This is a genomic window from Xenorhabdus vietnamensis, from assembly GCF_002127535.1.
GTDB classification, from domain to species: Bacteria; Pseudomonadota; Gammaproteobacteria; order Enterobacterales; family Enterobacteriaceae; genus Xenorhabdus; species Xenorhabdus vietnamensis.
Map to the genome: position 1 here is coordinate 86637 of NZ_MUBJ01000006.1, position 25316 is coordinate 111952.

Consider the following 25316-nt stretch of genomic DNA (forward strand, 5'->3'; position numbering starts at 1 on the left):
AATATCAAAACAAATTAAAATCATTAATAATTTTTTACCTGTTTCGGGTTCTATGCTGCTTCAGATCCTATGCCATAATGCTTTGCTCGCTCAAGAATATTCATCGCCCAACGTTGATGGGTGGCTGGTTCACACATCATCCCTTGTGATTTGAAAACTGCCTTACTGGAATTGAGAATATTCAGCGCTTCGGCGTGATCATGGGCACTGACCATCAATGCTCGTTGGATATATTTAATTTGCCTTGGATGTATAGCCGTTTTCCCCACCAGACCGTGGGCAATATCTAATTCCAGCTCTTTCTCAAGCAATTGCAAGTCATCAATATGCTCACAAACCGGCGCAGTCAGGGCAAATCCTCGCGCAACAAAAACGGCAACCAGCATTTTAATAATATATCCCATCGGCCCATCATAAAGGGTGAAATTACGGGGGCGCCGCAGAGACATAACATTCATCAGATCATTACCGCCAATGCGCAAGGCAATAATGCGATCCCTGCAAGGGTGTATTTTGAGAATGTCAGCAAGCTGATTCATTTTCTGGACGTCAAACACCTCTTCGCTTTCCAGTGTTGGCATAATGCATAGATGCGTTGATCCAATAATATCCCACCAACCAGACAACGAAGCGTGGGTAAATTTGGGTAAAACCAGCCCATCAATGACACTGAGATTAACGTTGGCAACTAGATATTTCGCCATCATTTCATTACGCGGGCGGATAAAAATCAGGGGATGATGGCGTTCAATGTTGGAAGAAAAACTCTCAGCTTCTGCCAATGTTTGCATAATTTCCCTGAGATTTTCGATGGCAGCAGGAATCTCCTGCTCACTGACGGCATCTTCCAGACAAATAACCAACGAGCGCAGATCAGGGATCTTATTCTGCAACACAATTTCTGCAATGTTTTGGCGGGTAGCTGGCATATACAGAGTCGCGCCAAGTTGATATGGAGAAGGGATCGGTTTCATCAGGCTACCTTTTTGATGATAGTTACAGCACGGTATTGGCCTATTAAAGTACCGACTTCCGTAATCACAACATTTTTCTGACGCGCCAGATGAACCAATAGAGCAACATCAGGATCATCTTCGGAACGCACGAGCACATGTTCTGGCACACGCCGTAATACTGCGCGGGTTGCTTCTGCAATGCCGGGTTTAATACGGTTAATGCTGTCAATCTGGTATTTTTCAGCAAGATTGGAAATCACCGTTTTGCTCAATTGCAGCAAAGGTGCTTTTTCCTGTGGCAGCCAAATAGCTTCAGGTATAGCAGCCAAATCTAATCGATCACGGCAATCAGCAACAGTCTCCACTAACAAACGGCTGCACTCAAACTTGATCAGATGATCACATTGCACACAACCATGCAGGCCTTCTTCACGCCAGATCGAACGCGATATCAGCCCCGATACTGGTGCTCCCATAATGCCAAAAGGTATCAGCCAATCATCATCGCTGGCTGCCAGCCACGAACAGCCACAAGGATCTGCCAGCACAACCAGACGAGGGATCCCCGAATAACCCGCCCTCCCCGTCAAAGATCGCGACAATTCTGTAGTAATTGCGCCTTTGCCAGTCCAGCCATCGACAAACACTATCCCATCCGTGCCATGTTCCTGCTCGATATACGATAGCGCTGTATTATCTATGCCACGATCCCGAATAATGCTGATGCCATAATGATAAGAATGCCTGCCCATTTTCCTGAGGGCCTGATGCAACATAACCCCCAAAGGAACACCAGCCCTGACCAAACTGACCAATACAATCGGCGTATCTCCAAAGCGGGATATCAGTGCCTTGGCTAGCATTACAACTTCCGTCACCAACCGATCGGCCCCTTGTTCAAGTGCTTTATCAAACAGTTCAAGGTGATAAGATGTTGGCTCTGGTTCCTGACTTAACATATCTGAATAATGACGAGCACCAGACTGGATTAACTGCTCCTTAACATCAACAGGCGTCATCTCAATTTGAATGGGTTCCAGCAGAAATTGAACATCATCAGAAGCATAACTCCCGGAAAAAGGAGGAAAGCTATTCATTATTTACAGCTCCAAATAAAGCATTCATTAATATGTCAGAAAACTGGCTTTGCTGGGGCATACCAAACCAATCACACAGTTGCATAAAACGGTGATCGCTCAGACTATCTCCCAGACCAATAACCGGGAAAATGCCTCTCTCGGCGCGAAGCCTTTGCAAAAGGTGATGAGTGGCCAACCCCTTGTCAACACACTTTGGCAGCACAGTAAGATTATTATTGTTTTGATGAAAGTAAAAATTATTATTAAAATCAATATCTTGATTAAAGCCTTTTTCTTGAGCCAAGGCTTCAGCCAGTATATCAAGCTCATTCAATCTATCGTGCTTACGGTGCTTAATGATCAGGAAAACCGGCACATCACCATACTCATAATCAATGCGTGCCCATGCGTCCATGCCATAAGACGCGATCAAATGCCGGCTCAGATGCTCCAACTCACGCAGTTGATCCCGATACAACATCAATTCCGATAACACTTGCGACTGCCAATGCTCATCAACAGAATCTTCTGGCGTAAGAAGTACCGCACCATGCGATGCAATGCGCCAAGAACTGAAAGGAATTTGCACACGGCTGAGCTGCTCTGTATTTCTGGCCGTGACCGGAATAATCTCCGCGCAAGCCAACAGCCAATCAACCAACATGGATTGTTCTTCGGTCATATAGCTGTGGGAAAAATATTTTCGATCCAGTGCTCCCACTCGAAGAGTCGATATATCCGATATTTTTTTCAACTTCCGGCGAGATTGAAATAATGTGTCATCAAGATCAGTCAAAAATACGGGCTTAATCATATCCAACAATCTCTACAACCGGAGAAACTTGGGTAAGCTGCGCTATCAAGGTTGGATCAACGGACATTTTTGGCGTTTCAATACAGAGTAGTACACGGTCAAATTTCTGGTGCGCAACATTGTAGAGAAAATTCGGAATGCTAAGCCCGTAATTATCTGTAAAAGCCATTACAGATTGAATAGCGTGACCACAAGAGATAGGAGAACGGGTTGTTGAACCAAATACCACCGAGGCGCCTTCCTGCTCAAGCCGTTCAGCAAGCAGGAACGGCTGCCAGACAAATTCACTGGAACCCAATACCAATACGTTTTCACCTGCTTTAGCCTTGATTTTTGCACCAATATCACACTGAATTTCATCCAATCCCAAACGTCCCCAACTCTGTTGTCCGATAATGCTGATTTCCCCCCGAGCCGTAACATTGACTTGAGGCATCACCGGAACCGGGGCAGATATATCAGCATCCCACTGCCAATTTCCTTCAACCAGAGACACCACAGAAACCGGCAATGGGCTGCGTTCCACAATCGATTTCCCGCTCCAGTCCGTCAATGTCACTGTGACAATATGTTCAATATGCTCAAGCCCTGTATTACGCAGCGCATCCAGCAAATTCAGAAATGTGTTACCCGTGGTTGCTTCATCATCAATCAGAACCAGAGTTCTGGCATTTATCACCCTTTGGCGCAAGCGATTTTCTTCTGGCCAGTAAATCAGATGATCCGTAGCATGACTGTGATTTTCCTTAAACTCACACAATAAGTCTCCATCAACTGGATGACGTGTTGAAGTCAAGAAAACTGATTCATCAACTTTGTGTTTTGTTTCCTGATACACGCCCGCCGCAAGTCCGACAGCCGTTTCTGCCATACCAATATACAGGGCTGGGCCGGGGAGATTCACAGGGAATCGTTCAGACAATTGCTGGTAAACCGAACGCATGATCGATGGCGTGACCGGAATATGTCGTCCTAAAACCTTACTGACAAACAGGAATGCTCTTTTGGGATTACGACGTTCAGCAATATCAAACAATGCTTCCAGAGATGCAGCGCTACGAGCAGCTATCACCGTCAACGTCCCACTATTTAACTTTTTTTGATAGATCTGTTTTTGATAAATCTGTTTTGTATAAGTTTGTTTCTTATAAAGACCGGTGTCACTCAACACTGTCATGATGATGCCTTTTAAAAAAACCTCATCTCATTTGAGATGATGGATAAAAGCGGTAACTATCTTTTTGTAAATCAAATCCCGCTATTCAATCAGAGACAATTGTTAAATTGTCGAAAGCCAATACGGTAACTTTCAGTATTTATTCTTAATTCGGTGAAAGATACAGCGCAGTCTAGAGTTGACGATAAGTATATGTCAATCATATTATGATTTTTTAGTTCAGAATTTGTTTGACTTTTTTTCATGAAGGAGAAATCATAAAACACGAAGCCAGATGTTCCCCAAGCATGTAGTTAACAGCCAGTCATACTGTTTTATGGGAATCATAACATGACAGATTTCAGCCATTTATTTGTCATATTATGATTTTTAAATACGTGAAATTGCCGTAATTCACCGACAAACAGAATAGAGGTGTCATTAATGGTTTCGTTAAACAAAAATCAGTCAGTTTCGCTCGCCAAACAGAGCACATCACTGGCTAAGGTAGATTTTGGTCTGGGATGGGATCCTGTGATCAAAAAGAAAGGCTTTCTAGCGGGTTTATTCGGCGGTGGTAGCGATGAAATCGATCTGGATGCAAGCTGCATGCTGCTTGATAAATCCGGCAATGCCATCGATACCGTGTGGTTTGGTCAACTAGAATCAAAATGTGGTTCTATACAACACTCTGGCGACAACATGACGGGTGAAGGCGATGGCGATGATGAAGTTATCCACGTCAATCTGCTTAAACTTCCCGTAAATGTCGAATACCTTGTATTTACGGTTAATAGTTTCCGTGGTCAAACCTTCAATGATGTTGAAAATGCCTTTTGTCGCGTCATTGACCAAAACGGTAAAGAATTGGCTCGCTATCAGTTGAATGAACAAGGTACCCACACAGGCATTATCATCTCTTCCCTGCACCGCAATGGTGGTCAGTGGGATTTCACGGCACATGGCGTTCCTTGTATTGAACGTACCATTGACGCAATGCATTCGCAGATCGTGAAGACGGTGGTGGCGTGGTAATGAATTTAACTCCTGGGGGCAATGCCCCCGTATCCAACCAAACTCTCACTGTTCGGGTTCTGTCCGGTTCAGACATTGACGTTTCTGCATTTCGTCTATATGCAGATGGCAAAGTCAAGGGCGATCCTGACATGGTGTTCTATGGTCAGCCGGTCAATAACGACAATACCATTCGCTTGACTGGCGGCAACATCAATACCTCATTCAGCATCAACTTGCCCGCATTGGGCCAGGATGTTCAGAAAATCGCGTTCACCGCAACCTGCGACGGCAACCAAACGATTTCCAATCTGCGCAATCTTACTATTCGGGTTGAACTGAATAGCAGCGTGATTTTGCAAGGAGATGTTGAAGTTCAAGGACGTCCAGAAGCAGCCTTAATCCTCGGTGAACTGTATCGCCGTAATGGCGAGTGGAAATTCCGCTTCATCGCCCAAGGTTTTAATGGCGGCCTCAAGCCACTGGCGGAACATTTTGGCATGGATATCATTGATGATGCGCCAACCTCAACACCTGCTCCGGCATCCACGGCACCAACGCCAAATAATGTTAATTTGAGCAAAGTCTCTCTGACTAAAGAAAAGCCGGCTATCAGTCTGAGCAAACGCGACAACTACGGTAAAATCCGCATCAACCTGAATTGGAATCAAACCTCTTCATCTTCCTCAAGGGGGATATTGCAGGGCATATTTGGCTCAAACAACAATGTGGATTTGGATCTTGGCGCATTCATCCGGCTGAAAGATGGAAACCTAGACGTTGTACAGGCATTAGGAAATAGCTTTGGCGATTACCGTTATGAACCTTATGTAGAACTACAGGGCGATGATCGCACCGGTAGTGTAAGTGACGGTGAATGGCTTCACATCAATGGCCTTGAATGGAAAAACATCAGTGAAGTTTTGATCTACGCCTTTATCTACGAAGGTGCGCCTAGCTGGAACAAAACCGACGGTGTAGCCACAATCTATGTCCCTGACCAACCACCAATTGAAACTCGCATGACAGAAGGAAACAACAACAAGGGCATGTGTGCCATTGCCCGTCTTGTTAATGAAAACGGAGCCATCAAAGTAGAACGTATCAATCAATACTTCAAAGGGCATAAAGAGATGGACAGAGCGTTTGGATGGGGCTTTAGCTGGACATCAGGTAGTAAATAATACTCTATTATACACAAAGCGTTTTTACACAAGTGGAGGGACTTATGTCCTTTTTAAACAAAATCAAATCGGCATTCAACTCAGGACGTGAAGAACTGACCACCCATGTTAGTCGCTTCAAAAACAGAAAGTTCATGGAAGGCACGGTAGCGGTATGTGCACATGTTGCCATGGCGAGCGATGGTGTCAGCTCAGAAGAAAAGCAGAAAATGATAGGATTCATCAAAAACTCTCCTGAGTTAAATGTTTTCGATACCACTGAGATTATCGAATTCTTTAACAAGCTGGTCAGCAGCTATGAATTTGATACTGACATTGGCAAAGGCGAAGCGATGAAATTCATCATGGCCCTGAAACAACAGCCGGAAGCAGCGCAGCTTGCTTTGCGCGTAGGGATCGCAGTCGCCAAAAGTGATGATGACTTTGATGATGACGAAAAAAATGCTGTCCGCGAAATTTGCTTAGCCCTTGGCTTTGCACCAGCTGATTTCGAACTATAATCGCAGATAATTTAAGAGACTTACTCTATGTCATCCACGCACATTGGTTTTCCGATGGAAACCGTTGCTGTATTCATTATTCTGTCGGTTGGCGCGCTCTTTCTCGACCTATTTATGCATCGTCATGATAAGCCGATTTCGCTGCGCAGTGCCGCTCTTTGGTCTATTTTCTGGATTGCGATTGCTTTTGTTTTCGCGGGATTTCTCTACGTTCATCATGGTGCAGAAGCAGCGAGTCTGTTTGTAACAGGCTACGCATTGGAAAAAGTGCTCTCTGTCGATAACCTGTTTGTCATCATGGCGATTTTCTCTTGGTTCGCTGTTCCTGACCGCTATCGCCACCGAGTCCTGTATTGGGGGATTATCGGTGCCATCGTCTTCCGCGGCATTTTCGTCGCCATCGGGACAAGCCTTTTGGCACTCGGGCCGTGGGTTGAACTCGTGTTTGCAGTTATCGTTGGCTGGACAGCAGTCATGATGCTGAAAAGCGGTGATGATGGTGATGAAATCGAAGACTATTCACAGCACCTTGCTTACCGTATGGTAAAGCGCTTCTTCCCAATTTGGCCGAAACTGCACGGTCATGCTTTTGTGCTGAACCAAAAAGAAGTAGATAAAGAGCTGGCTAAACCAGAAAACGCCAATGTGAAAGTGGGTCGGGTAGGCAAATTAATGCTTTATGCTACACCACTGATGCTGTGTCTGGCAGTGGTTGAACTATCTGATGTGATGTTTGCTTTTGATTCTGTACCTGCGGTTATTGCTGTCAGCCGGGAACCTTTAATTGTGTACAGCGCCATGATGTTTGCTATCTTGGGCCTACGTACGCTCTATTTTGTGCTTGAAGCATTGAGGAAGTATTTGGCGCATTTGGAAAAGGCAGTGATCGTTTTGCTGTTCTTCATCGCCATTAAGCTGGGCCTGAACGCCTCTGAGCACATATTCCACCACGGCTATTCAATTTCAGCGACAACCAGCTTGTTTGTGGTAATTGGAGTACTGGTAGCCGGTATTTTTGCCAGCCTGCTGTTCCCACAAAAAGAAAACGCAAGCTAAATCCGGTATAAAACCTAATTAATTAACACGTAATAAAATGAGGAAATAATAATGGGTGTATCTCTTTCTAAAGGTGGTAACGTTTCTCTAAGCAAAGAAGATCCAGGCATGAAAAACGTTCTGATCGGTCTCGGTTGGGATGCCCGTGCAACTGACGGACAAGACTTCGACCTTGACGCATCAGCTTTTCTGCTAGCAGCTAACGGCAAAGTACGCGGTGATGCAGATTTCATTTTCTACAACAATCTCAAATCATCTGATGGCTCCATTATGCACACTGGCGACAACCGTACCGGTGAAGGTGATGGCGATGACGAATCACTGAAAATCAAACTGGATCAGGTTCCTGCTGATGTAGACAAAGTGATATTTGTTGTCACAATCCATGACGCACAAACTCGTCGCCAGAGCTTCGGTCAAGTTTCCGGTGCATTCATTCGTCTGGTTAACGATGATACTCAAGTTGAAGTCGCTCGCTATGACCTGACCGAAGATGCTTCTACTGAAACCGCTATGCTGTTCGGCGAACTGTATCGCCACAACACAGAATGGAAATTCCGCGCAGTAGGTCAAGGTTATGCTGGTGGTCTCGCTTCTGTTTGTGCTCAGTATGGCATTAATGCTGCTTAATTTAGGTATTACTCAATTAAGCATTTCAATGTGAAGATGTAAGTTAACATGAAATTAAAAGCCCTGCTTAATAATACAAGCAGGGCTTTTTTTAGGGAAAATAAAAATAAGTGCATTAATTATGTATTATCCAAAATAAGTCCAAATCTACCTAATTGATAGTGAATCTCCCAACTTAAATGTAACCCTTTTTCGCTTCCCTCTTGCCCGCCAGATTCCATCAAAGCGACCTGCATTACTCGCGGTATACCTGACTGTATGACGAATATTGCGATGACCTAAATAGTCTTGAATCAATCGGGTATCGACACCATTATCCGCTAACGCATAACCACACGAGTGACGTAACATGTGCGGATTAGCGCAAATCGCAATTTCTGCCTTGATACTTGTATTCCTAATAATTTTATAGAACTGTTGCCGTGATAAAGGCTCACCAGTTCTGGAAATAAATAACCATTCACTTTTGCCAAATTTCTCGAATTTTTTACGTATAATAAACCACTTACGTAATAATTGAATTTCCCGGGAGACCATTGGGTGGATAGTGGAAAAACCATTTTTCAGACGATTAACGCTCAAACTCCGGTCACGCAGATCTACATCAGACACACGTAGCCCCAACAGTTCAGAAACGCGAAAGCCATGAATAAATCCCATAAAAAGCATACAAATATTACGCTCAGCATTAGCACCTTTTTCTAGTTCAGCCAATAATTGTTCAATTTCATATTGAGTTAAATATTTACGTTTTAGCATAGTGTATGATTCTCTGTGGTAGTTAGTTATCTTCTCTTATAATTAAATTCATTCATGAAGCAAAAACCCTTCATTTGAAATATTGACTGCCAAAATAAAATATATTTGGATATAGACCTATATAATATAATATTTAATATGGCTACGAGAGGAGTGGTCATGATTACTGTCAGGTAAACCATGAAATTACTTCGATAAAAAACCATCTTAATCCCCCAATTATAAAAAACACAATAACATTACAAAAATAGAATTAATCATATAAATAAATTATATTTTTACTGCCTTACATTAAGCAAAGGCATTGAAGAATTTCAATTTATTTAAAAATAACTCCAACAAAGCAAGCAATCTATTTAGCCACAAAAATACGTATAGTGGAAGTCACGGAAATATATTCCACAATACTATTCATAAATAAAATAGGGCGTTAGTGAAGAAAACGAATGACAATTAAATGACCAATTCATTTCATAAATATGACAATATGATTACAAGAAGATGAATTGGTGAAAATATAAAAATAACCACTTGAAATTTATTAATCATAAAAATAAAACCAAAACTTTATATTAAGTAATCCATATATAATAAACCAGAAAACCACATAAATATTTACCGAGTTCTTACTTATTCAGATTTTAGATAAGTATTTCAAATGGATAAATATACAGTTATTTTTTGCGAGTTGCTTCGCAAAGAGTAACATTATCGATGGCACATTAGCCAGCTAACCGCTAGGGTAGATATCTATTCTTAACCAATGAATGCGATACAGATGAAAAACACGTATGAATTCACGGTGCAGTACGGGCGAAGTGCTGATAGAGTATCGTTATATATCCCAATAACACAAGGAACGTACAAATGAGCCTTCATGTTTCATTTCGCCAGACTGACATTGGTATCCCAGAATTAATACTGAATGGCAGTACACTCAGCGATGCTGGATTTACCGCGAATGAATTATTTCATATCTCACAATTTTCCAATGGTGTTATTATCTCCCTTGTTGATCCCAACGCAGACTTAGCCAGTTTGATCAATGAAGTAGAAGATAATCCATACGAAGGAATCGACAATATTCGTGAAAATGGTGAACTTTATATTGCAGGAGATTGGCTAACCATCAGTAATTTAGTGGAACAACCAATTAACATTGAAATGGAACCTGGCAAGATTATTCTTAAACCTAAATTGATGGAGATGCTGGCTTAAAAGCAGTGCTATAAAAAAATAGTTTTTCATCAATTAGCCGGAAAATATTAATAAGAATTCCGGCTTTTAATGTTCTCCAGTATTAAATACAGTATTATTCAAAGCTGTATTTCAAACTCTGTAACCTATTTTCCACCAGCTAAATCAATAAAATTACCAGTGACATACGATGATTCATCAGACAGCAACCATGCAATAGCCTGAGCAACTTCTTCCGGCTGCCCTCCTCGTTTCATCGGTAAGGAGTCTTTGATTCTCTCAACCCGCTCAGGCTCCCCACCATCGGCATGCATTTCGGTATAAATGAACCCAGGGCGCACAGCATTAACTCTAATTCCCTGTGCCGCCACTTCTTGCGCCAGCCCGATTGTCATCGAATCAATAGCACCCTTTGATGCCGCATAATCAACGTATTCATGGGGAGATCCCAGTCTGGCAGCAGCAGATGAAACATTAACAATGACGCCACCTTGCCCACCGTGACGCAAAGCCATTCTCTTGACCGCCTCACGCGCACAGAGAAAAGCCCCAGTGACATTGTTTGCAAAAATTTCATTCAGCCGCTCTACCGTCAACTGTTCAATGGTGGCTTGAGGCTTTAATATTCCGGCATTATTCACGAGTCCAGAAATATACCCCAACTCTTTTTCTGCCCTCTGGAATAATGTTATCACTTGTTTTTCATCTGCTATATCCACCTGAACCGCAATTGCTGACTGCCCAAGGACACGGATCATATCCACAACTTCATAAGCTCTATCTTCACGATTACGATAACCAATACAGATATGATGCCCACACTTTGCCAAACAGAGTGCGGTGGCCTTACCGATACCACGGGAACCACCGGTCACAATCGTCACTTTTTGCGCTTTTTGCATTTCTTTCACAATGCCACTCTCCATCTGCTGTATTATTTTTTCACATCAAAACTTTGGATAGCCGTTATCCATACTTCAAATGGCTATCATATTTATTTGATTTTCACTGTTTTTTCCTAAGTGTAAATGACAGAGCATAATCTAAGAATTAAATACAATTCATTATCTAATAAAAAGGTTAACTAATTAAAAATAAACATCTATAAGTATATAGTTATAATGTCTCCAAACATAATCACTTGTTCTAAAAAGAAATACAAATACGTTGTCTATAAAAATAGAAATACTCCTTCTGCTAAATTTGCAATCATAACATTCAAAACTATACTCCAAACTGCAAGAGTAGATTTCGGGTTTCAGTACTCTAATCAGAGGAAATATATGATGAAAAGCTTGAAGTTATCAGTTGCAGCATTACTGGTGTTGTTTTCAAGTACAACGCTTGCAGCACCAGCAATATCAACCTCAGCCGAAACTGTGCCAAAAACAGCAACGGCAGTAAAATATGATGTTAAGACAGCAAAAAACAAAACTAACTCGTTAGAAAAGAAAGTAAACAAAAAGGCAAAAAAACAAAAAGCGTCAAAGAAGAAAAATAGATCAGTAAAAAAAGGAGCTAATACGGCTCTTTGTAAAGATGGGACTTATAGCAAAAGTAAATCCCGCAAGGGGGCCTGCTCTCGCCACGGCGGAGTTTCTAAGTGGCTATGATATTTTAATTGATGTTTCATCATACACAATTAGGGAGCTAATGCTCCCTAATTATTTTTTAATCTGAATCGCATTATCTAACTGGATATAATAAAAATTTAAATCATTATACATAGTTAAAATGAAAACCAAAAATTATGAATATGAGCCTTAGTTAAATACAAACACCAAAAAATGACACAATCAGATAAAATTTTTAAAAAACAGCAAAGTAATAACCACTAGATTAAGAAGTACAAATGTATACATGAAAATAAATGTAGATTACATTAATTTTAAAAATGTATTCATTAGATAAATCATAATAATTATTACACTAATTTACTATACGAAGTGAAAAATATAGATATTTGTTAGTAGAGTGCTAAGGTTTATTGTAGAAATTAAACTTATGAATGACGAATAACAGTAGCTATATATCGCTTACTCTGCTAATATTCGTTTGTTTTTTATCCAGAGTAATAAAACGAGGAGAAGCAAATGCCCTCTCTCATGATGAGGACAAGTGCGGTCTTCGCTTTCTTTATCTCATTAATCTTCACCGGTTTGAGCCATGCCTCGACCAGTACCTCAACAAGGCAAGAGTATTCTCACAATGGTATGCAAGTAAATTTGCCCGATTTGCGAAAATACCCTTCAGGTACACCTCGAAAGAAAGCGTTTTTAAATATTATTGTCCCTGTAATTGATCAACATAATCACAAGATTATGCAAGACCGCAAATGGCTCCTGACACACCAAAAAAATCATCATTGGTCTGTACAGGATAGTAATCGATTAAGAAAGATCTGCATGGATTACAAAATGACCTGCAACTCACCAAAACAGGTCAATTGGAATATATTGCTAAGTCGGGTTGACATTATCCCTACCCATTTTGTCGCCACACAGGCAGCTGCTGAATCGGGTTGGGGAACGTCAGAACTCGCTAAAAAAAATAATAATCTGTTTGGGATGCGTTGTAGCTCTTGCGGCAGAACCAAAGGAAAAGTCAAAGGTTATTCAGATTATCCAACCATTAATGCTTCTGTCGTTGCTTATATGAAAAATTTGAATACGCATCGTGCTTATGAGTCATTGCGTTCTTCACGTGCAAAGCAGAGGACAACACAGGAGCCACTGAATACCAGTAAGCTGATCGATAATCTCAACGGTTATTCTGAGCTGGGAACTGACTATAATCGCTATTTACATAAAGTACTTAATGGCAATAGGCAGCTGATCTTACAGGCTCAAGGGCTGACTATTCAATAACTCTCCCCCAATAATCCACCTTGTATTAATTACAAGATGGATTATTTTTTTATAACCTATCTCTATATTACCTACTATAAACATAGGTAAATTCCATACTATAATACTCACCAGAATTACATTCTTTCTCCCAACGATAAATGATTAGCCAGAGCCTGATATGAACTTTTTCTCTTTTGAGTTTCTTGGATCGTTTGTTATTCTGCTGGTTGTCTATTGGCTTTTACAGAAAGCTCCAAGGCTACAGAATGGCGTATTAATTTTAGTTAGTTATTTATTTTTATTCTCTTTCGCAGCAAAGTTCGCCTATATTTTATTCGCCTATACCTTATTTATTTACTTTTTGACGAATATTCTTAGCCGTTATTTATCCAACAAAGTTATATTCACTCTGCTGACATTCGGGATTCTCGGCTGTTTCACGGCTTTCAAATATTACTCTTTCTTCCAAGAGGCAATTCAGCAAACATTGGCTAACGTTGGGATCAGCGTGGAACTACCTGTACTTGAATTATTGATGCCGCTGGGGCTGTCATTCTACGCTTTCCACTCAGTCAGCTATGTCGTATCAGTGTGCAAGAAAGAGCTACCTGCTGCTCCACTGCCTGATATCATTTTGTATCTTTGCTTTTTCCCCAGCATCGTCGCCGGGCCGATTAATCGGGCCAAAGATTTCATGCCACAGATTCAGGCATCATCCAGAATTATACAGGAACCACTGAAAGCGCTGTTATTGATAGCACTTGCCATCACAAAACTCTTTTTGCTCAGTTCCACACTCTCTGAATATTTTGTGAATCCTGTCTTTGAAGATCCAACCAGCCATCATGCTGGGCAAGTGCTTGTGGCAATTTATGCTTATGCCTGGAATATCTACTTTAACTTTTCTGGCTATACCGACCTTGTTACAGGCCTCGCCTTACTATTAGGCTTCAAAGTGCCACGCAATTTCGATGCTCCTTATCTTGCCGAAAACTTACAAGTATTTTGGCGACGCTGGCATATAAGCCTGTCAACGTTCATCCGTGATTATGTCTATATTCCATTGGGCGGTAATAAAAAAGGAATATTGCACAAAAATCTGAATATGTTCATAGCCATGGTGATTTCAGGGTTATGGCATGGTGCCGGTCTTAGTTTTATTATTTGGGGTGCCATTCATGGATTAGGTTTAATTCTTCAAAATATCAAGAATGCCTTCTTTCCTGCTTCAAAGAAACACTATGAACCACAAACCAAGAATCCCATTTCTTTATTTTTATCCCGCGTAGTGACATTCCATTTTATCTGTTTTGCATGGATCTTTTTCCGTAGCCCGACGTTTAATGATGCTCTGGCGGTATTAAATCAATTGTTCTCCGGCGAAATATTTTCCTCCTTACTATCCAGTGGTTATTTATTAATGGTTTTCTGGGGATTCTTTATTATCTATCCCTGGTTGGTGAATCTCAGAAACCAAATTGAAAAAAATCATGGCCTAATCTCTTGGGTTTATTATCCAATTCCCTTAGCCCTGATCCTTACTTTGGTATTTATTTTGTCACCTTCAGGAATGCCAGGATTTATCTATGCCAACTTCTGAATTTAGATCTAATCTTAAAAAAGTCGGACAAGTGGTTTGTATCGTGACCTTGACCAGTTTGATGCTAATCTGGCTGAATCAGGGTTCACTGGATAACTTCTGGCAACAGAAATATCACCGCAATAGCCCTTGGGCATCTATCAAGGGAGAACCATTGTGGGATTTAGGTAATAATATACAGCAGGGTGCTATTGCTGCCGGTGGGACTTTTTTGGCATATGCACAAGGAAAATATCAGGACAACCCATCATCGGCCATGAATACCGATAACCATCGGACAGTATTCCCACCTGAATTTCAGGTTGGTCTGCGCTTCCTAAAAGGTTACTTGTACCCCATAGAAAATCTCTCTTACACCTTTCCTGAACTGCTGAACAAAGACATTAAACTCGTTCAGCCTTTCGCACTGCCAACTAATCCAGTAGAAAGTTCTGTTACTGAAATAACCCAGAAAACCCACGTTAATCTGAGCGTAAAAGATAAGGTGTTATTTGCCGGTGACTCAATGATGCAGGGAGTAGCCCCACATTTAAAACGTCGGCTGTCTCAGGAATATGGTATTTCCAGTATTAATTTAAGTAAGCAAAGTACGGGTTTATCCTATCCTGGCTTCTTTGATTGGCCAAAAACTATCAGCGATGCCTTGAGAACTAACCCTGATATTAAGTTAGTGGTCGTGTTTTTAGGCCCAAATGATCCATGGGATATACCATCAAGGCGCGGAGGCCCTTATTTGAAATTCGCCAGCGAAAATTGGGAGAGCCTCTATCGCCAAAGAATCGAAACTATCTTAAATGATGCACGTCAACATAAGGTCGATGTTATTTGGGTTGGCCCACCAAATATGCGCCAGAAAAAACTCTCCAGCGGTATGGTGTACCTTAATAAATTATATCAAACAGAAGTAGAAAAAATGGGGGAGATCTATGTTGCGGTTAATGATATGTTCAAATATCAATCAGATAATTATTCAGACTATGTTGGCGATGGCAGTAGTACAATCAAACTCCGCAGTGGAGACGGTATTCATTTCAGTTTGAAAGGGCAACAAACCATCTCTGATTATCTATTTTCATTGATCACATTTATTCAGGAACCAGTTAAAGAAAATGCGACTATTTAGCATGTTCCGTAGGTTTTATCAGATAATGGGGGCAAGTCTGGTTATCGCGCTCTCAGTGAGCCTATTATCGTGCCAAGGAAAAAAATCCAAGCCTTCATCGGAACTTCAAACAACACAAATACACCGCCAGCAGCAATTAACGGATTTTGGTGATCCCAACCTCGCGCTATTGGCAGATAAATTACGCCACAGCGATACTCGCCAGCTCCATTTTGTGCAACTGGGTGATTCACACACTGCTGCCGATTTCTTTACTGGCAAGTTACGCAGTTTATTGCAGAATCGTTATGGCGATGCAGGGCCGGGATTTATTCCGCCAATGAGCATTCCCGGCCAGCGTAACGCCTTAGTGCAATTCACTGGGGATAAAACTGGCTGGTGGCTTTCAAGCAGCCGCAAAGACAATCGGGCGGATTACCCTCTGGGGGGATTTATTGCTATCCCGGAAAGTGCCAACAGCGCGATACAACTCGATTCCTCCACTGCCCGTGGCAAATACTGGTTGAGTGCACTTTATCAATCCCATGATACAACTCAAATCAAGACACCAACTACCACAATGAACTTATCGGCGACACAAAGTGAATGGCGTTTCTCGCCAGAACAGACCACGAGTTTCCCCACCAATCTTTATCTACAAGATACGCAATTGAAAATTGGTGGCTGGCTGATAAAACGTCAAAATCCCGGTGTTATGTTATCCGCATTGGGCATTAATGGCGCTACCATTAATATGCTGGATAAATGGCAACCACAATGGTTTGAAACACTGGCTCAGATGAAACCGGATATGGTGATCTTCTCCTATGGCACCAATGAAGCCTTTAACGATTCGCTGGATCTGGCCGCTTATCAAAAAGACCTGATATCCAAAGTACAAGACATTCGTAAGACAATACCGCAAGCCGTTATCCTGCTGATTGGGCCGAATGATTCACTGAAAAACAAAACCGCAGCAAGTTGTAGTGAACAACAACCCGCCCTGCTTGATAACGTGATTCAGATTCAGCAAGCCGTTGCAAAAAAACAACGCACTCTGTTTTGGGATTGGCAGGAATATATGGGCGGGTCATGTTCAGTCCGAGGATGGGAACAGCAAAACCTTGCCCGTCCGGATTACGTTCATCTCTCTGCAGCCGGTTATGAACGCAGTGCCGAAGCGCTTTATAAGCAATTTATGGGGTTAGTTGAACGATAATTCAAACAATGAGCACGATATGTCTTATCAAATTCTGACAACAATAGCAGCCAGTGAACGTAAATAGCACGGGAATAACATAAAACGGCATCTTATCCATCATAAGATGCCGCTTGAAAAGGCTTTATCTAATCACAGCATTGCGAAATAGATCATGCCAATAATCGCGCCGGTTGTACCGAGAATGGTTTCCATCATCGTCCAGGTTTTCAGGGTTTGTACTTCTGTCGCACCGGTAAATTTACCGAACAGCCAGAAACCGGAATCGTTCACATGGCTAAGTACCAAAGAACCACCGGCAATACACACTGACAATGCCGCCATTTGTGCACCGGAATAGCCCAGTTCCCCAATCACTGGCAGAACCAGCCCCACCGTAGTTAAACACGCCACAGTTGCTGACCCCTGAATCACACGTACCGCACCCGACAGAATAAAACATGCCAATGCGATTGGCAGACCAGCACCAATTAAGGCATTACCCAACGCAGGGCCAACACCAGAATCCACCAGCACTTGTTTGAATACACCGCCGGCACCCGTTACCAGCAGGATAATCCCCGCTGGTTGAATCGCCGCAGAGCAAACATCCATCACTTTCTCTTTGCTCATGCCACGACGGATTGCCAGACCGTAAATCGCCACCAGACAAGCGATCAAAATCGCCGTGAAAGGATGACCAATAAATTCCAGCCAATGGTATAGCGTAGATTGTTGATCAACAAAACGCGCACCAATGGTTTTTAAACCAACCAACGCCAATGGGAACAGTACTAACGCCAGACTGAAACCAAAGGAAGGCATCTGGCTTTTTCCAATGCTTGGTGTGCTCAGATCTTTCGGTAAATCCAGAGTTACATATTTGCTGATAAAGTCACCGTATAGCGGGCCAGCCAATAACATGCCGGGAGCTGCGGCACTCAGCCCAATCAGGATCATCCAGCCAAAATCAGCCCCCATTTGGGAAGCCAGCATCATCGGAGTTGGCCCCGGAACCAAAAACGCTGCGGCGGCTGCAATACCCGCAAACAATGGGAGCGCCAGTTTCACGACATTGCCATTAGTACGACGCGCAACCGCAAATACCACACCAATCAACAATACGACTGCCACGTCAAAAAAAAGTGGTAATGCACAAATAAGCCCAGCCATACCCAATGCATAGTTAGCTCGCTTTTCACCAAAGCTACCCAGTAATTTTACTGCAATCTGGTCTAAAGCCCCTGTTTCATGCAGGATCTTGCCAAACATCGCACCGAGAGCCACAACAACGGCAAGGAATCCCAAAGTACCTGCCATACCATTTTGCATTGTCTGAGTGATTTGCTCCAATGGCATACCAGAAAAAATCCCTGCCCCCATGGAAACCAGCATCAAGGCAATAAAAGCATGCATTCTGGCTTTCATCACCAGAAACAATAATAGAAGAACAGAGCCGACAGCTGTCAAAACCAGAGTTAAAGTGCTCATGAATGCCCCTCGCTGATACGACCAACGGTTTCTATATGATCAATGGCTTCTACATGATCAATAGCTTCTGCATGATTGATGGATTGAATGTGTTCAATGACTTTAATCGCATTTTTGATGACGTCATCAAGATCAGGTTTGATATCAATATGTCGGACATCTTTTTCATCACTGTCTGGCTCTTCCAGTGTTTCAAATTGTGAGATCAGCATTTGCGGTTTGAAGAAGTGCCCTTTGCGTGCTTTCAGACGGCTTTCAATTAAATCAAAACCCCCTTCCATATAGAGGAATGACAGGTTGTTATTGCCATCACGCAATATATCCCGATAGCTTTTTTTCAAGGCAGAACACACGAGCAGAGAGACAGGGTTAGTACGCTGCATGGCAAAAATGGCATCATTGAGTGCCTTCAACCACGGCTGACGATCATCATCATCCAAAGCGTGGCCTTGCGCCATTTTGGTAATATTAGCGCGGGGATGAAGAAAGTCTCCATCCAGAAATGCAGCCCCAAGTTCATGGGCAACACCACTGGCAACCGCGGATTTACCGCTGCCGGATACCCCCATAAATACAAAAACATGGTTTGGCTGTTGGGTATCACTCATATCAAACTCCTTTATGCAGATCTTACTGCTTAGCGATCTCTGTGACTTACCTGCAAAATTTTAGCTATGAAATATTATCTATAAAATATTACCCACAAAAATGTTACCGGTAACTTATTACCGGTAACATTAACAGCAGCGCAGGATGGTGAGCAATCAATCAAGATCGACAAAAAAGGAAAATGTGAGGCTTATCGCACTTGAAGATGAGAAAGCATCATTTTGAGCTACAAAAATTAAACACTTTTATTTATTAAATGCTTTCGCCCAATGAAAGGGTAAATCCAACATCGATAAGAGTTTGCTCCAGCTTTTCCCCCTTCAAACGAGCAAGCAGAGATTCCGCAGCCTTGCGCCCCATTAGCTCACGAGGAGTCAGCACGCTGGCAAGTTTTGGCGTCATTACCTGACCGATATCATGGCCATGGAATCCGGCTACCGCAATCTCTTCCGGCACTTTGATCCCCTGTCGCTGGCACTCGAAAATCGCTCCGATAGCGATATCATCATTCGTACAAAACAGGCCATCAACGTCGGGATATTTCTGGCAGGTTTCCTGTAAAAGCTGCGCTCCCAATGAATAGGATGAACTGGCTGGCGTCATTATTTTTCTCGGTTGCAGCCCAGCGCTGTACATTGCCATTTCATACCCCTGCAAACGGATCAGTGTTCGCTCGTCCTGTCGTGCACCAAGATAAATCACGTTTTTGCGACCACGTTTGATCATCGCCATCGTCATCTCACGTGCGGCTTCAAAATTATCGATCCCAACGGCAATATCAAGGCAGGGTGATACACTGTCCATCAGTTCAACCACGGGAATGCCTACTGTCTGCAACACTTTCAACGTCTTGGGCGTATGCGTGCGCTCTGCCAGAATCAAGCCATCAATATTGTAAGAAAGCAGGGAAAGCAAACGTTCTTCTTCTTTCTGGGCGGAATAACCATAGTGGGCAAGCATGGTCTGATATCCGTTGCGATCAGTTACATGCTCAATGCCACGAATAACTTCGGCGAAGACCTGATTAGTCAATGAAGGAAGCAAAACACCTATTGCACGGCTGGTGGAATTAGAAAGGATATCTGGTACACGGTTGGGGATGTAACCAAGTTGCTCCACAGCTTCCGCGATTCGTTTTCCCAATGCTTCAGAAACCTGATCTGGATTACGTAAAAAACGGCTGACCGTCATTTTAGTGACCCCAACGAGGTCGGCAACATCTTGCAAAGCTGGGCGTTTTTTCTTCATGTTAAATGTGATGCAATCAGTTATTGATAGATACAGATGAATAGCAGGCGGTTTTAACATATTTATACACAATAACAACATGCTTTTTAGTGAAAAATGCCACCCCTCTCTCATCTCGTTAAGTAACAATTTTTGAAACTGTGATGATTTACACTCGCCTGAGTGAATTCCGATAAATAATTTGGGGCGTAAATGCGGGATGTAGCGTATCGGGTTCAAGCAGCAGGCGCATGGCAAAACGCGCCATATCCGTGATGGGAAAATGAACACTGGTCAATGCAGGATGAATAAATGCCGCACGTTCCCCACTGTCGTAACAGATAATGGAGATATCTTCGGGAACATTCAAACCCTGCTCAGTTATCGCCAACAGTGCGCCAAGAGCCATTTCTTCACTACAGAAAAACAGGGCATCAGGCCGTGACATTACCGATGTTGCCAAAGAAGAGCTTGTTAAAATAGCGCGAGTTTGCCGATAGCCACTTTGCAGATCATATTCTCCCTCCAAACAGGCAATCGGCTGTAATCCAGCATCCTTCATCGCATCCAGAAACCCTTGACGACGTTGCTGGCTTGGATTTCGGGACAAAGAACCACTGATACAGGCGATACGAGTATGTCCATATTCAATTAATGTCTGGGTTGCGAGATAACTGGCTTTATGATGATCAAATACGACACAACGCTCTTCCAGCCCTGCCACCAAACGATCCAACAACACAAAAGAGCGCCCTGCATGGGCAAGTTGTCGCAATTTATCATCGCTGATGGTACGCACATGCAGAATCATTCCATTGCAGCGCAAACTGTGCAGATGAGTAATGGCCTGCCATTCATTTTCCGCACTATTTCTCCCCTGCGTAACCAAAAGCTGTTTGCCATGCAATTCTGCTTCTGTCTGAATGCTATCCATCAAAGCACCGAAAAAGCCGCCCCGATAGGACGTTGTCACTAATCCCAGAGTATTGCTCTGATTAGATGCCAATTCACGCGCGGCCAGATTGGGACTGTATCCCAGCGCCATAATGGCATTTTCCACTTTGGTACGTGTTACCGCCCTCACATTTTTATCACCATTGACAACCCTTGATACCGTGGCGCGGGAAACACCAGAGTAAGCAGCCACATCTTCCAGTGTTACCATGCTTTTTCCTTGTAATTCCAAATGAACCAGTTCCTGTTTTATTGAAATGTTGATAAATACATGTGATTGATTTCCAATATTTCATTCAATAGTGACGAATCCAGAGCAACATCAGCAATCAAGGGGTGTGTCACCAATGCCAGCAGAGCAGCCTTGCGATCACCATGCACTGCGGCTTCAATCGTCAAACGTTCAAAGGCTTTCACCTGCTGCGTCAAAGCAAACATGTTGCCCGGCAAGCGACCAAATGCCAGAGGGTGTGCTCCTTGAGCATCCACAATGCAGTTAGTTTCAACCACCGCATCATCTGGCAGCCCATGAATAGCTCCGCAATTTACTGTATTGACAACCAACTGTGTGCCGAGATTATTGTGGATTGCAGAAATCAATTCCAGTGCGACCTCAGAATAGAAAGATCCACCACGAAAACGCAATTGCTCAGGCTTGTGATCCAACTTTGGATCAGCATACAGCTCAAACAATTCTCGCTCCACTTGCATCACTTGCTCTGCCCGTGTTCCTTTATTCGCCGCACTCTCTTTTTCTTCCTGCAACATTTTATCGGTCTGGTAGAAATAGCGATGATAAGGACACGGGATCGCCCCCAATGCCCGCAAAAACTCCGGCGGCCAAGGTTCTTCCCTGATATTGTTCATCGTCAATTCTGCGCCGTTGCACAGCAACTCCAGCACTTTCTCTGTTTCATCCTTGCCATTCACCAATACCTGATGCACCCAAACCATATGGTTGAGACCAGCAAAACGCAATTGAACATCCTGATATGAGTGCTGCAACATATTGGCGATCATGTGATGCATCGTGATCGGTACATTGCACAATCCGATGATCTTGGCCTTGCTATAACGAGAAACGGCTTCTGTCACAATCCCTGCCGGATTGGTGAAATTGATGATCCATGCATCCGGTGCAAGATGTTCAACTTTATGCGCTATCTCCAACAAAACGGGGATCGTGCGCAACGCTTTGGCAAATCCACCCACCCCCGTTGTCTCTTGCCCGAGCAAACCATATTTCAATCCCAAACGCTCATCAGCAGCGCGGGCGGGAAGCTGACCAACACGAAGCTGAGTGAGGACAAAGCTGGCTCCTTTGATCGCTTCATCTAACGAATAGTGCACACGAACCACAACCTGCTGTAAACCATGATGATCCAGCATACGGCGCGTCAGTCCCGCAATGATCTCCACCTTCTGTCGCCCAGCTTCCACATCCACCAGCGCCAATTCAGAAAGTGGGATCATTTGGATACGTTGAATAATTCCTTCGACTAATTCAGGTGTATAACTACTGCCACCACCAATCACAGTAATTTTGATCGGTTTCATATTTCCCCCTTTTTTATGCTGTCTGACGATCAGATGCTGGCAAGCGCTGATAGAGATCAATTATGTTGTCGGCAAGATCTTGAATTACCATCGCGTTCATCAAGTGATCCTGGGCATGAACTGTGATCAAGTTGATAGGCAATTTTCCGCTTCCTTCATCCAGCCCAATCAGTTTTGTCTGGATAACATGAGCAGCACGGGTTTCCCGTCGAGACTCCTCCATCAACACTTCGGCCTGCCGGAAATCTCCCTCTTTCGCCTGCTGCAAAGCCATTAAGGCACTGCTACGCGCACTACCGGCATGTACCAGTAACTCAATAATGTGTTGTTCAAAATTCTGTTGTTCAAAATCAATAGACACGTTTCCATCCCCCTGAAATTATTGCTTCACCGAAGCCTGTGCCCGCTGCTCTTCAGCCAAAAGCTGTTTTTCATACACCTTGAAGAAGGGATACCAAATCAGCAAATCAATCACCATCAATAACCCGACCAGTACAAGTGCCCGATAATCCCAGGCAGCAGAAATCAACGCGCCAATCGGGGCTGGCGCAGTCCACGGTGCGATGGCAATCATCTTTTGCACTAAATCCAAATGCAGGGCACCATAAGCCAACACCGCATTTACCAGAGGCACAAGCAGCAACGGGATCAATAATGTGGGATTCATTACGACCGGAGAACCAAACAGCAACGGTTCATTGATATTGAACACGGCCGGCACAACGCTCAGTTTGCCAATAGTTTTCAAATGAATTGAGCGACTACGCAGATAAAGGAACGCCAATACCAGTGTCGAACCTGAACCGCCGATGCAAACATAAAAAGACCAATAAGGCGCGGTCAGAATTTGAGTGGTTGCCATTCCCTGAGTCATTAACGCAGCATTGGCAGCGATATTGGTCATAAAGATCGGATTAAGCAGCCCGGTGACAATATTGTCTCCGTGAATACCGGCAAACCACAGTAAATTAGCGATCAACACCAACAACATAATGGCGGGCAATGTATCTCCGACAGCAATCAGTGGCTGAAATAGCTGCATTACGGCAGCGGGGAGCAACAGATTAAACTCACTTTGCAGCAACAAACTAATGGGATAAACCGTCAGCAGAATACCAATAACGGGATACAGCAATTCAAAAGATCGGGCAATAGCAGGTGGAACCTGAGAAGGCATACGGATGGCGATATTGTATTTTTTAAGTAATCGAATCAACTCTACCGACCAAATTGCGCAAATCAACGCAGTAAATACCCCTGCCCCTCCCAGAAAATCTAGCGGCATTTTATTTTCAACCTGTGGCGCTGCCGCCAGCAAAAACGCCATTAAAGACAATAAAGCAGAAGTCAATCCATCCAATCCATAAGACTTTGCCAGACTATAGGCCGTCCCGATGGAGACAAAGACACTCATCAATCCCATCGTCATAAAGAAAGGCATCGTAATGGTTGTCCAATGGGTTTTGGCAAACGCCAGCCAAGCCTGACCGAAGGAAGATGAAGTTTGAGCATCAAAAGGTGGATTAGCCACAATCAACATAATACTGCCGATAATCAGAAAGGGCATGGCGGAGATAAAACCATCACGTATCGCGATAATATGCCGCTGCCCACCGATCTTGCCTGCAATGGGAGCGATATGGCTTTCTATAATACGTATCATGGAAGCATAAATACTCATAGACCCACTCCGTTTGATGAAAATTTTATTCCAACAGACTCAAGGCATGTTCCAATACCTTATCACCGCGAAGCGCGCCGTAATCCAACATATCAATCAAGCTGATGGGCTTACCCAGCGGTTCAACCAGCGCGGTAAAACGGGCAAGCTCATACCGAATTTGCGGCCCGAGCAAAATCACATCGGCTTCATGGATACATCCTTCCAATTCCATAGCTGGAACAGCCCTGATCGCCACTTCCAGCCCCTGTTTTTCAGCTTCCGACTGCATACGTTGCACCAACATGCTGGTGGACATCCCTGCCGCACAACACAATAAAATTGTTTTCATAGTTTTGTTCTCTTTGTTGTTATCTCGTTATTATTTCTCTTAAATAAATTATGAGAGCGCTCTCATTTAGGTTAAGGTAACAGGTTATTTTGCGATTGCTGCGATGGGAGTCTCATAATTTAATAAGCCATGATGAAGTAAGTAGATGAAACGCTCGGTAATACAAATAATAAGTAAAGAAAAATAAAAGGAAGAATTTGACTGATTTATAAGCGAAAAAAATGGTAGAATTTTTCCGCCCTAAAAAATTCTTACAAAACAGCTGGATAAAATTAGAGTGTTCCCCGTACCTACGGGGATAAACCTGCCGCTCGTCAGTAAACCCGCTTCCTTTGCCTGTGTTCCCCGTACCTACGGGGATAAACCGGTAAA

25 protein-coding genes and 1 CRISPR repeat array (1 of these 26 only partly in view) are annotated in these 25316 nt (G+C 43.1%); of the genes, 11 read left to right on the forward strand and 14 right to left on the reverse strand.

Going from position 1 to position 25316, the window contains the following annotated elements:
• Window positions 1–50: 50 nt before the first annotated feature.
• Genes Xvie_RS07520 through Xvie_RS07535 form a run of 4 tightly spaced genes read right to left on the reverse strand, consistent with a single transcriptional unit; the run spans window position 51 to window position 4026 of the window.
• Complete coding sequence (locus Xvie_RS07520) at window positions 51–974, reverse strand: HpcH/HpaI aldolase/citrate lyase family protein (protein ID WP_086108719.1); 924 nt, start codon at window positions 972–974, stop codon at window positions 51–53.
• Window positions 974–2053 (reverse strand): cysteine protease StiP family protein, encoded by a 1080-nt coding sequence (locus Xvie_RS07525; protein ID WP_086108720.1) that lies wholly within the window; start codon window positions 2051–2053, stop codon window positions 974–976. Before Xvie_RS07525 ends, Xvie_RS07520 begins: the two co-directional genes overlap by 1 nt.
• On the reverse strand, window positions 2046–2849 hold the full coding sequence (locus Xvie_RS07530) for a hypothetical protein (RefSeq protein WP_086108721.1): 804 nt from the start codon (window positions 2847–2849) through the stop codon (window positions 2046–2048). The genes Xvie_RS07525 and Xvie_RS07530 overlap by 8 nt, the downstream gene beginning before the upstream one ends.
• Window positions 2842–4026, reverse strand: a complete 1185-nt coding sequence (locus Xvie_RS07535) for a phosphoribosyltransferase domain-containing protein (protein WP_086108722.1) — start codon at window positions 4024–4026, stop codon at window positions 2842–2844. Before Xvie_RS07535 ends, Xvie_RS07530 begins: the two co-directional genes overlap by 8 nt.
• Window positions 4027–4449: 423 nt before the next feature.
• Between Xvie_RS07535 and Xvie_RS07540 the strand changes: the two genes are divergently transcribed.
• The 5 genes from Xvie_RS07540 to Xvie_RS07560 are packed head-to-tail and all read left to right on the forward strand — an operon-like array spanning window position 4450 to window position 8389.
• The gene (locus Xvie_RS07540; protein WP_086108723.1) at window positions 4450–5040 is read left to right on the forward strand and encodes a TerD family protein; all 591 of its coding nucleotides are present in this window, start codon (window positions 4450–4452) and stop codon (window positions 5038–5040) included.
• Window positions 5040–6203 (forward strand): TerD family protein, encoded by a 1164-nt coding sequence (locus Xvie_RS07545; protein ID WP_086108724.1) that lies wholly within the window; start codon window positions 5040–5042, stop codon window positions 6201–6203. The genes Xvie_RS07540 and Xvie_RS07545 overlap by 1 nt, the downstream gene beginning before the upstream one ends.
• A gap of 44 nt (window positions 6204–6247) precedes the next feature.
• On the forward strand, window positions 6248–6703 hold the full coding sequence (locus Xvie_RS07550; protein WP_086108725.1) for a tellurite resistance TerB family protein: 456 nt from the start codon (window positions 6248–6250) through the stop codon (window positions 6701–6703).
• A 27-nt stretch (window positions 6704–6730) separates the two neighbouring features.
• The gene (locus Xvie_RS07555) at window positions 6731–7759 is read left to right on the forward strand and encodes a TerC/Alx family metal homeostasis membrane protein (protein WP_086108726.1); all 1029 of its coding nucleotides are present in this window, start codon (window positions 6731–6733) and stop codon (window positions 7757–7759) included.
• Between the two features lie 51 nt (window positions 7760–7810).
• Window positions 7811–8389: a TerD family protein gene (locus tag Xvie_RS07560; protein WP_086108727.1), complete on the forward strand. Its 579-nt coding sequence runs from the start codon at window positions 7811–7813 to the stop codon at window positions 8387–8389.
• 147 nt (window positions 8390–8536) lie between these two features.
• Here Xvie_RS07560 and Xvie_RS07565 read toward each other — a convergent pair whose 3' ends face one another.
• On the reverse strand, window positions 8537–9148 hold the full coding sequence (locus tag Xvie_RS07565; RefSeq protein ID WP_086108728.1) for a tyrosine-type DNA invertase: 612 nt from the start codon (window positions 9146–9148) through the stop codon (window positions 8537–8539).
• Between the two features lie 867 nt (window positions 9149–10015).
• Here Xvie_RS07565 and Xvie_RS07570 point away from each other — a divergent pair.
• On the forward strand, window positions 10016–10366 hold the full coding sequence (locus Xvie_RS07570) for a SymE family type I addiction module toxin (protein WP_086108729.1): 351 nt from the start codon (window positions 10016–10018) through the stop codon (window positions 10364–10366).
• A 125-nt stretch (window positions 10367–10491) separates the two neighbouring features.
• On the opposite strand, the gene Xvie_RS07575 is transcribed toward Xvie_RS07570, so the two are convergent.
• Window positions 10492–11247 carry an SDR family oxidoreductase gene (locus tag Xvie_RS07575; RefSeq protein ID WP_086108818.1) on the reverse strand — a complete coding sequence of 252 codons (756 nt, stop codon included), beginning with the start codon at window positions 11245–11247 and terminating at the stop codon, window positions 10492–10494.
• Between the two features lie 384 nt (window positions 11248–11631).
• On the opposite strand from Xvie_RS07575, the gene Xvie_RS07580 reads away from it, so the two are divergent.
• From Xvie_RS07580 to Xvie_RS07600, 5 genes are all read left to right on the forward strand, one after another.
• The gene (locus Xvie_RS07580) at window positions 11632–11958 is read left to right on the forward strand and encodes a DUF3761 domain-containing protein (protein ID WP_086108730.1); all 327 of its coding nucleotides are present in this window, start codon (window positions 11632–11634) and stop codon (window positions 11956–11958) included.
• A 480-nt stretch (window positions 11959–12438) separates the two neighbouring features.
• Complete coding sequence (locus tag Xvie_RS07585; RefSeq protein WP_086108731.1) at window positions 12439–13212, forward strand: protein bax; 774 nt, start codon at window positions 12439–12441, stop codon at window positions 13210–13212.
• A 160-nt stretch (window positions 13213–13372) separates the two neighbouring features.
• Window positions 13373–14794 carry an MBOAT family O-acyltransferase gene (locus tag Xvie_RS07590; protein ID WP_086108732.1) on the forward strand — a complete coding sequence of 474 codons (1422 nt, stop codon included), beginning with the start codon at window positions 13373–13375 and terminating at the stop codon, window positions 14792–14794.
• Window positions 14781–15917, forward strand: a complete 1137-nt coding sequence (locus Xvie_RS07595) for an SGNH/GDSL hydrolase family protein (RefSeq protein ID WP_086108733.1) — start codon at window positions 14781–14783, stop codon at window positions 15915–15917. Before Xvie_RS07590 ends, Xvie_RS07595 begins: the two co-directional genes overlap by 14 nt.
• 1 nt (window position 15918) lies before the next feature.
• On the forward strand, window positions 15919–17115 hold the full coding sequence (locus tag Xvie_RS07600) for an SGNH/GDSL hydrolase family protein (protein ID WP_422645959.1): 1197 nt from the start codon (window positions 15919–15921) through the stop codon (window positions 17113–17115).
• Between the two features lie 132 nt (window positions 17116–17247).
• Here the strand turns inward: Xvie_RS07600 and gntU are convergent, their stop codons facing one another.
• From gntU to Xvie_RS07640, 8 genes are all read right to left on the reverse strand, one after another.
• Window positions 17248–18585, reverse strand: coding sequence for a gluconate transporter (gene gntU, locus Xvie_RS07605; protein ID WP_086108735.1), 1338 nt, complete (start codon window positions 18583–18585; stop codon window positions 17248–17250).
• The gene (gene gntK, locus Xvie_RS07610; RefSeq protein WP_086108736.1) at window positions 18582–19193 is read right to left on the reverse strand and encodes a gluconokinase; all 612 of its coding nucleotides are present in this window, start codon (window positions 19191–19193) and stop codon (window positions 18582–18584) included. The genes gntU and gntK overlap by 4 nt, the downstream gene beginning before the upstream one ends.
• 253 nt (window positions 19194–19446) lie before the next feature.
• Complete coding sequence (gntR, locus tag Xvie_RS07615; RefSeq protein WP_086108819.1) at window positions 19447–20442, reverse strand: gluconate operon transcriptional repressor GntR; 996 nt, start codon at window positions 20440–20442, stop codon at window positions 19447–19449.
• Window positions 20443–20590: 148 nt separating this feature from the next.
• On the reverse strand, window positions 20591–21586 hold the full coding sequence (locus Xvie_RS07620; protein ID WP_086108737.1) for a LacI family DNA-binding transcriptional regulator: 996 nt from the start codon (window positions 21584–21586) through the stop codon (window positions 20591–20593).
• A gap of 38 nt (window positions 21587–21624) precedes the next feature.
• A complete protein-coding gene (locus Xvie_RS07625) occupies window positions 21625–22932 on the reverse strand; it encodes a 6-phospho-beta-glucosidase (RefSeq protein WP_086108738.1) in 1308 nt (435 codons plus the stop codon).
• A 13-nt stretch (window positions 22933–22945) separates the two neighbouring features.
• Complete coding sequence (locus tag Xvie_RS07630; protein ID WP_086108739.1) at window positions 22946–23293, reverse strand: PTS lactose/cellobiose transporter subunit IIA; 348 nt, start codon at window positions 23291–23293, stop codon at window positions 22946–22948.
• An 18-nt stretch (window positions 23294–23311) separates the two neighbouring features.
• Window positions 23312–24613, reverse strand: coding sequence for a PTS sugar transporter subunit IIC (locus Xvie_RS07635; RefSeq protein ID WP_086108740.1), 1302 nt, complete (start codon window positions 24611–24613; stop codon window positions 23312–23314).
• 25 nt (window positions 24614–24638) lie between these two features.
• Window positions 24639–24944: a PTS sugar transporter subunit IIB gene (locus Xvie_RS07640; RefSeq protein WP_086108741.1), complete on the reverse strand. Its 306-nt coding sequence runs from the start codon at window positions 24942–24944 to the stop codon at window positions 24639–24641.
• A 277-nt stretch (window positions 24945–25221) separates the two neighbouring features.
• Window positions 25222–25316: a CRISPR direct-repeat array (repeat unit 29 nt; unit sequence GTGTTCCCCGTACCTACGGGGATAAACCG) (it continues 2011 nt past the right edge of the window).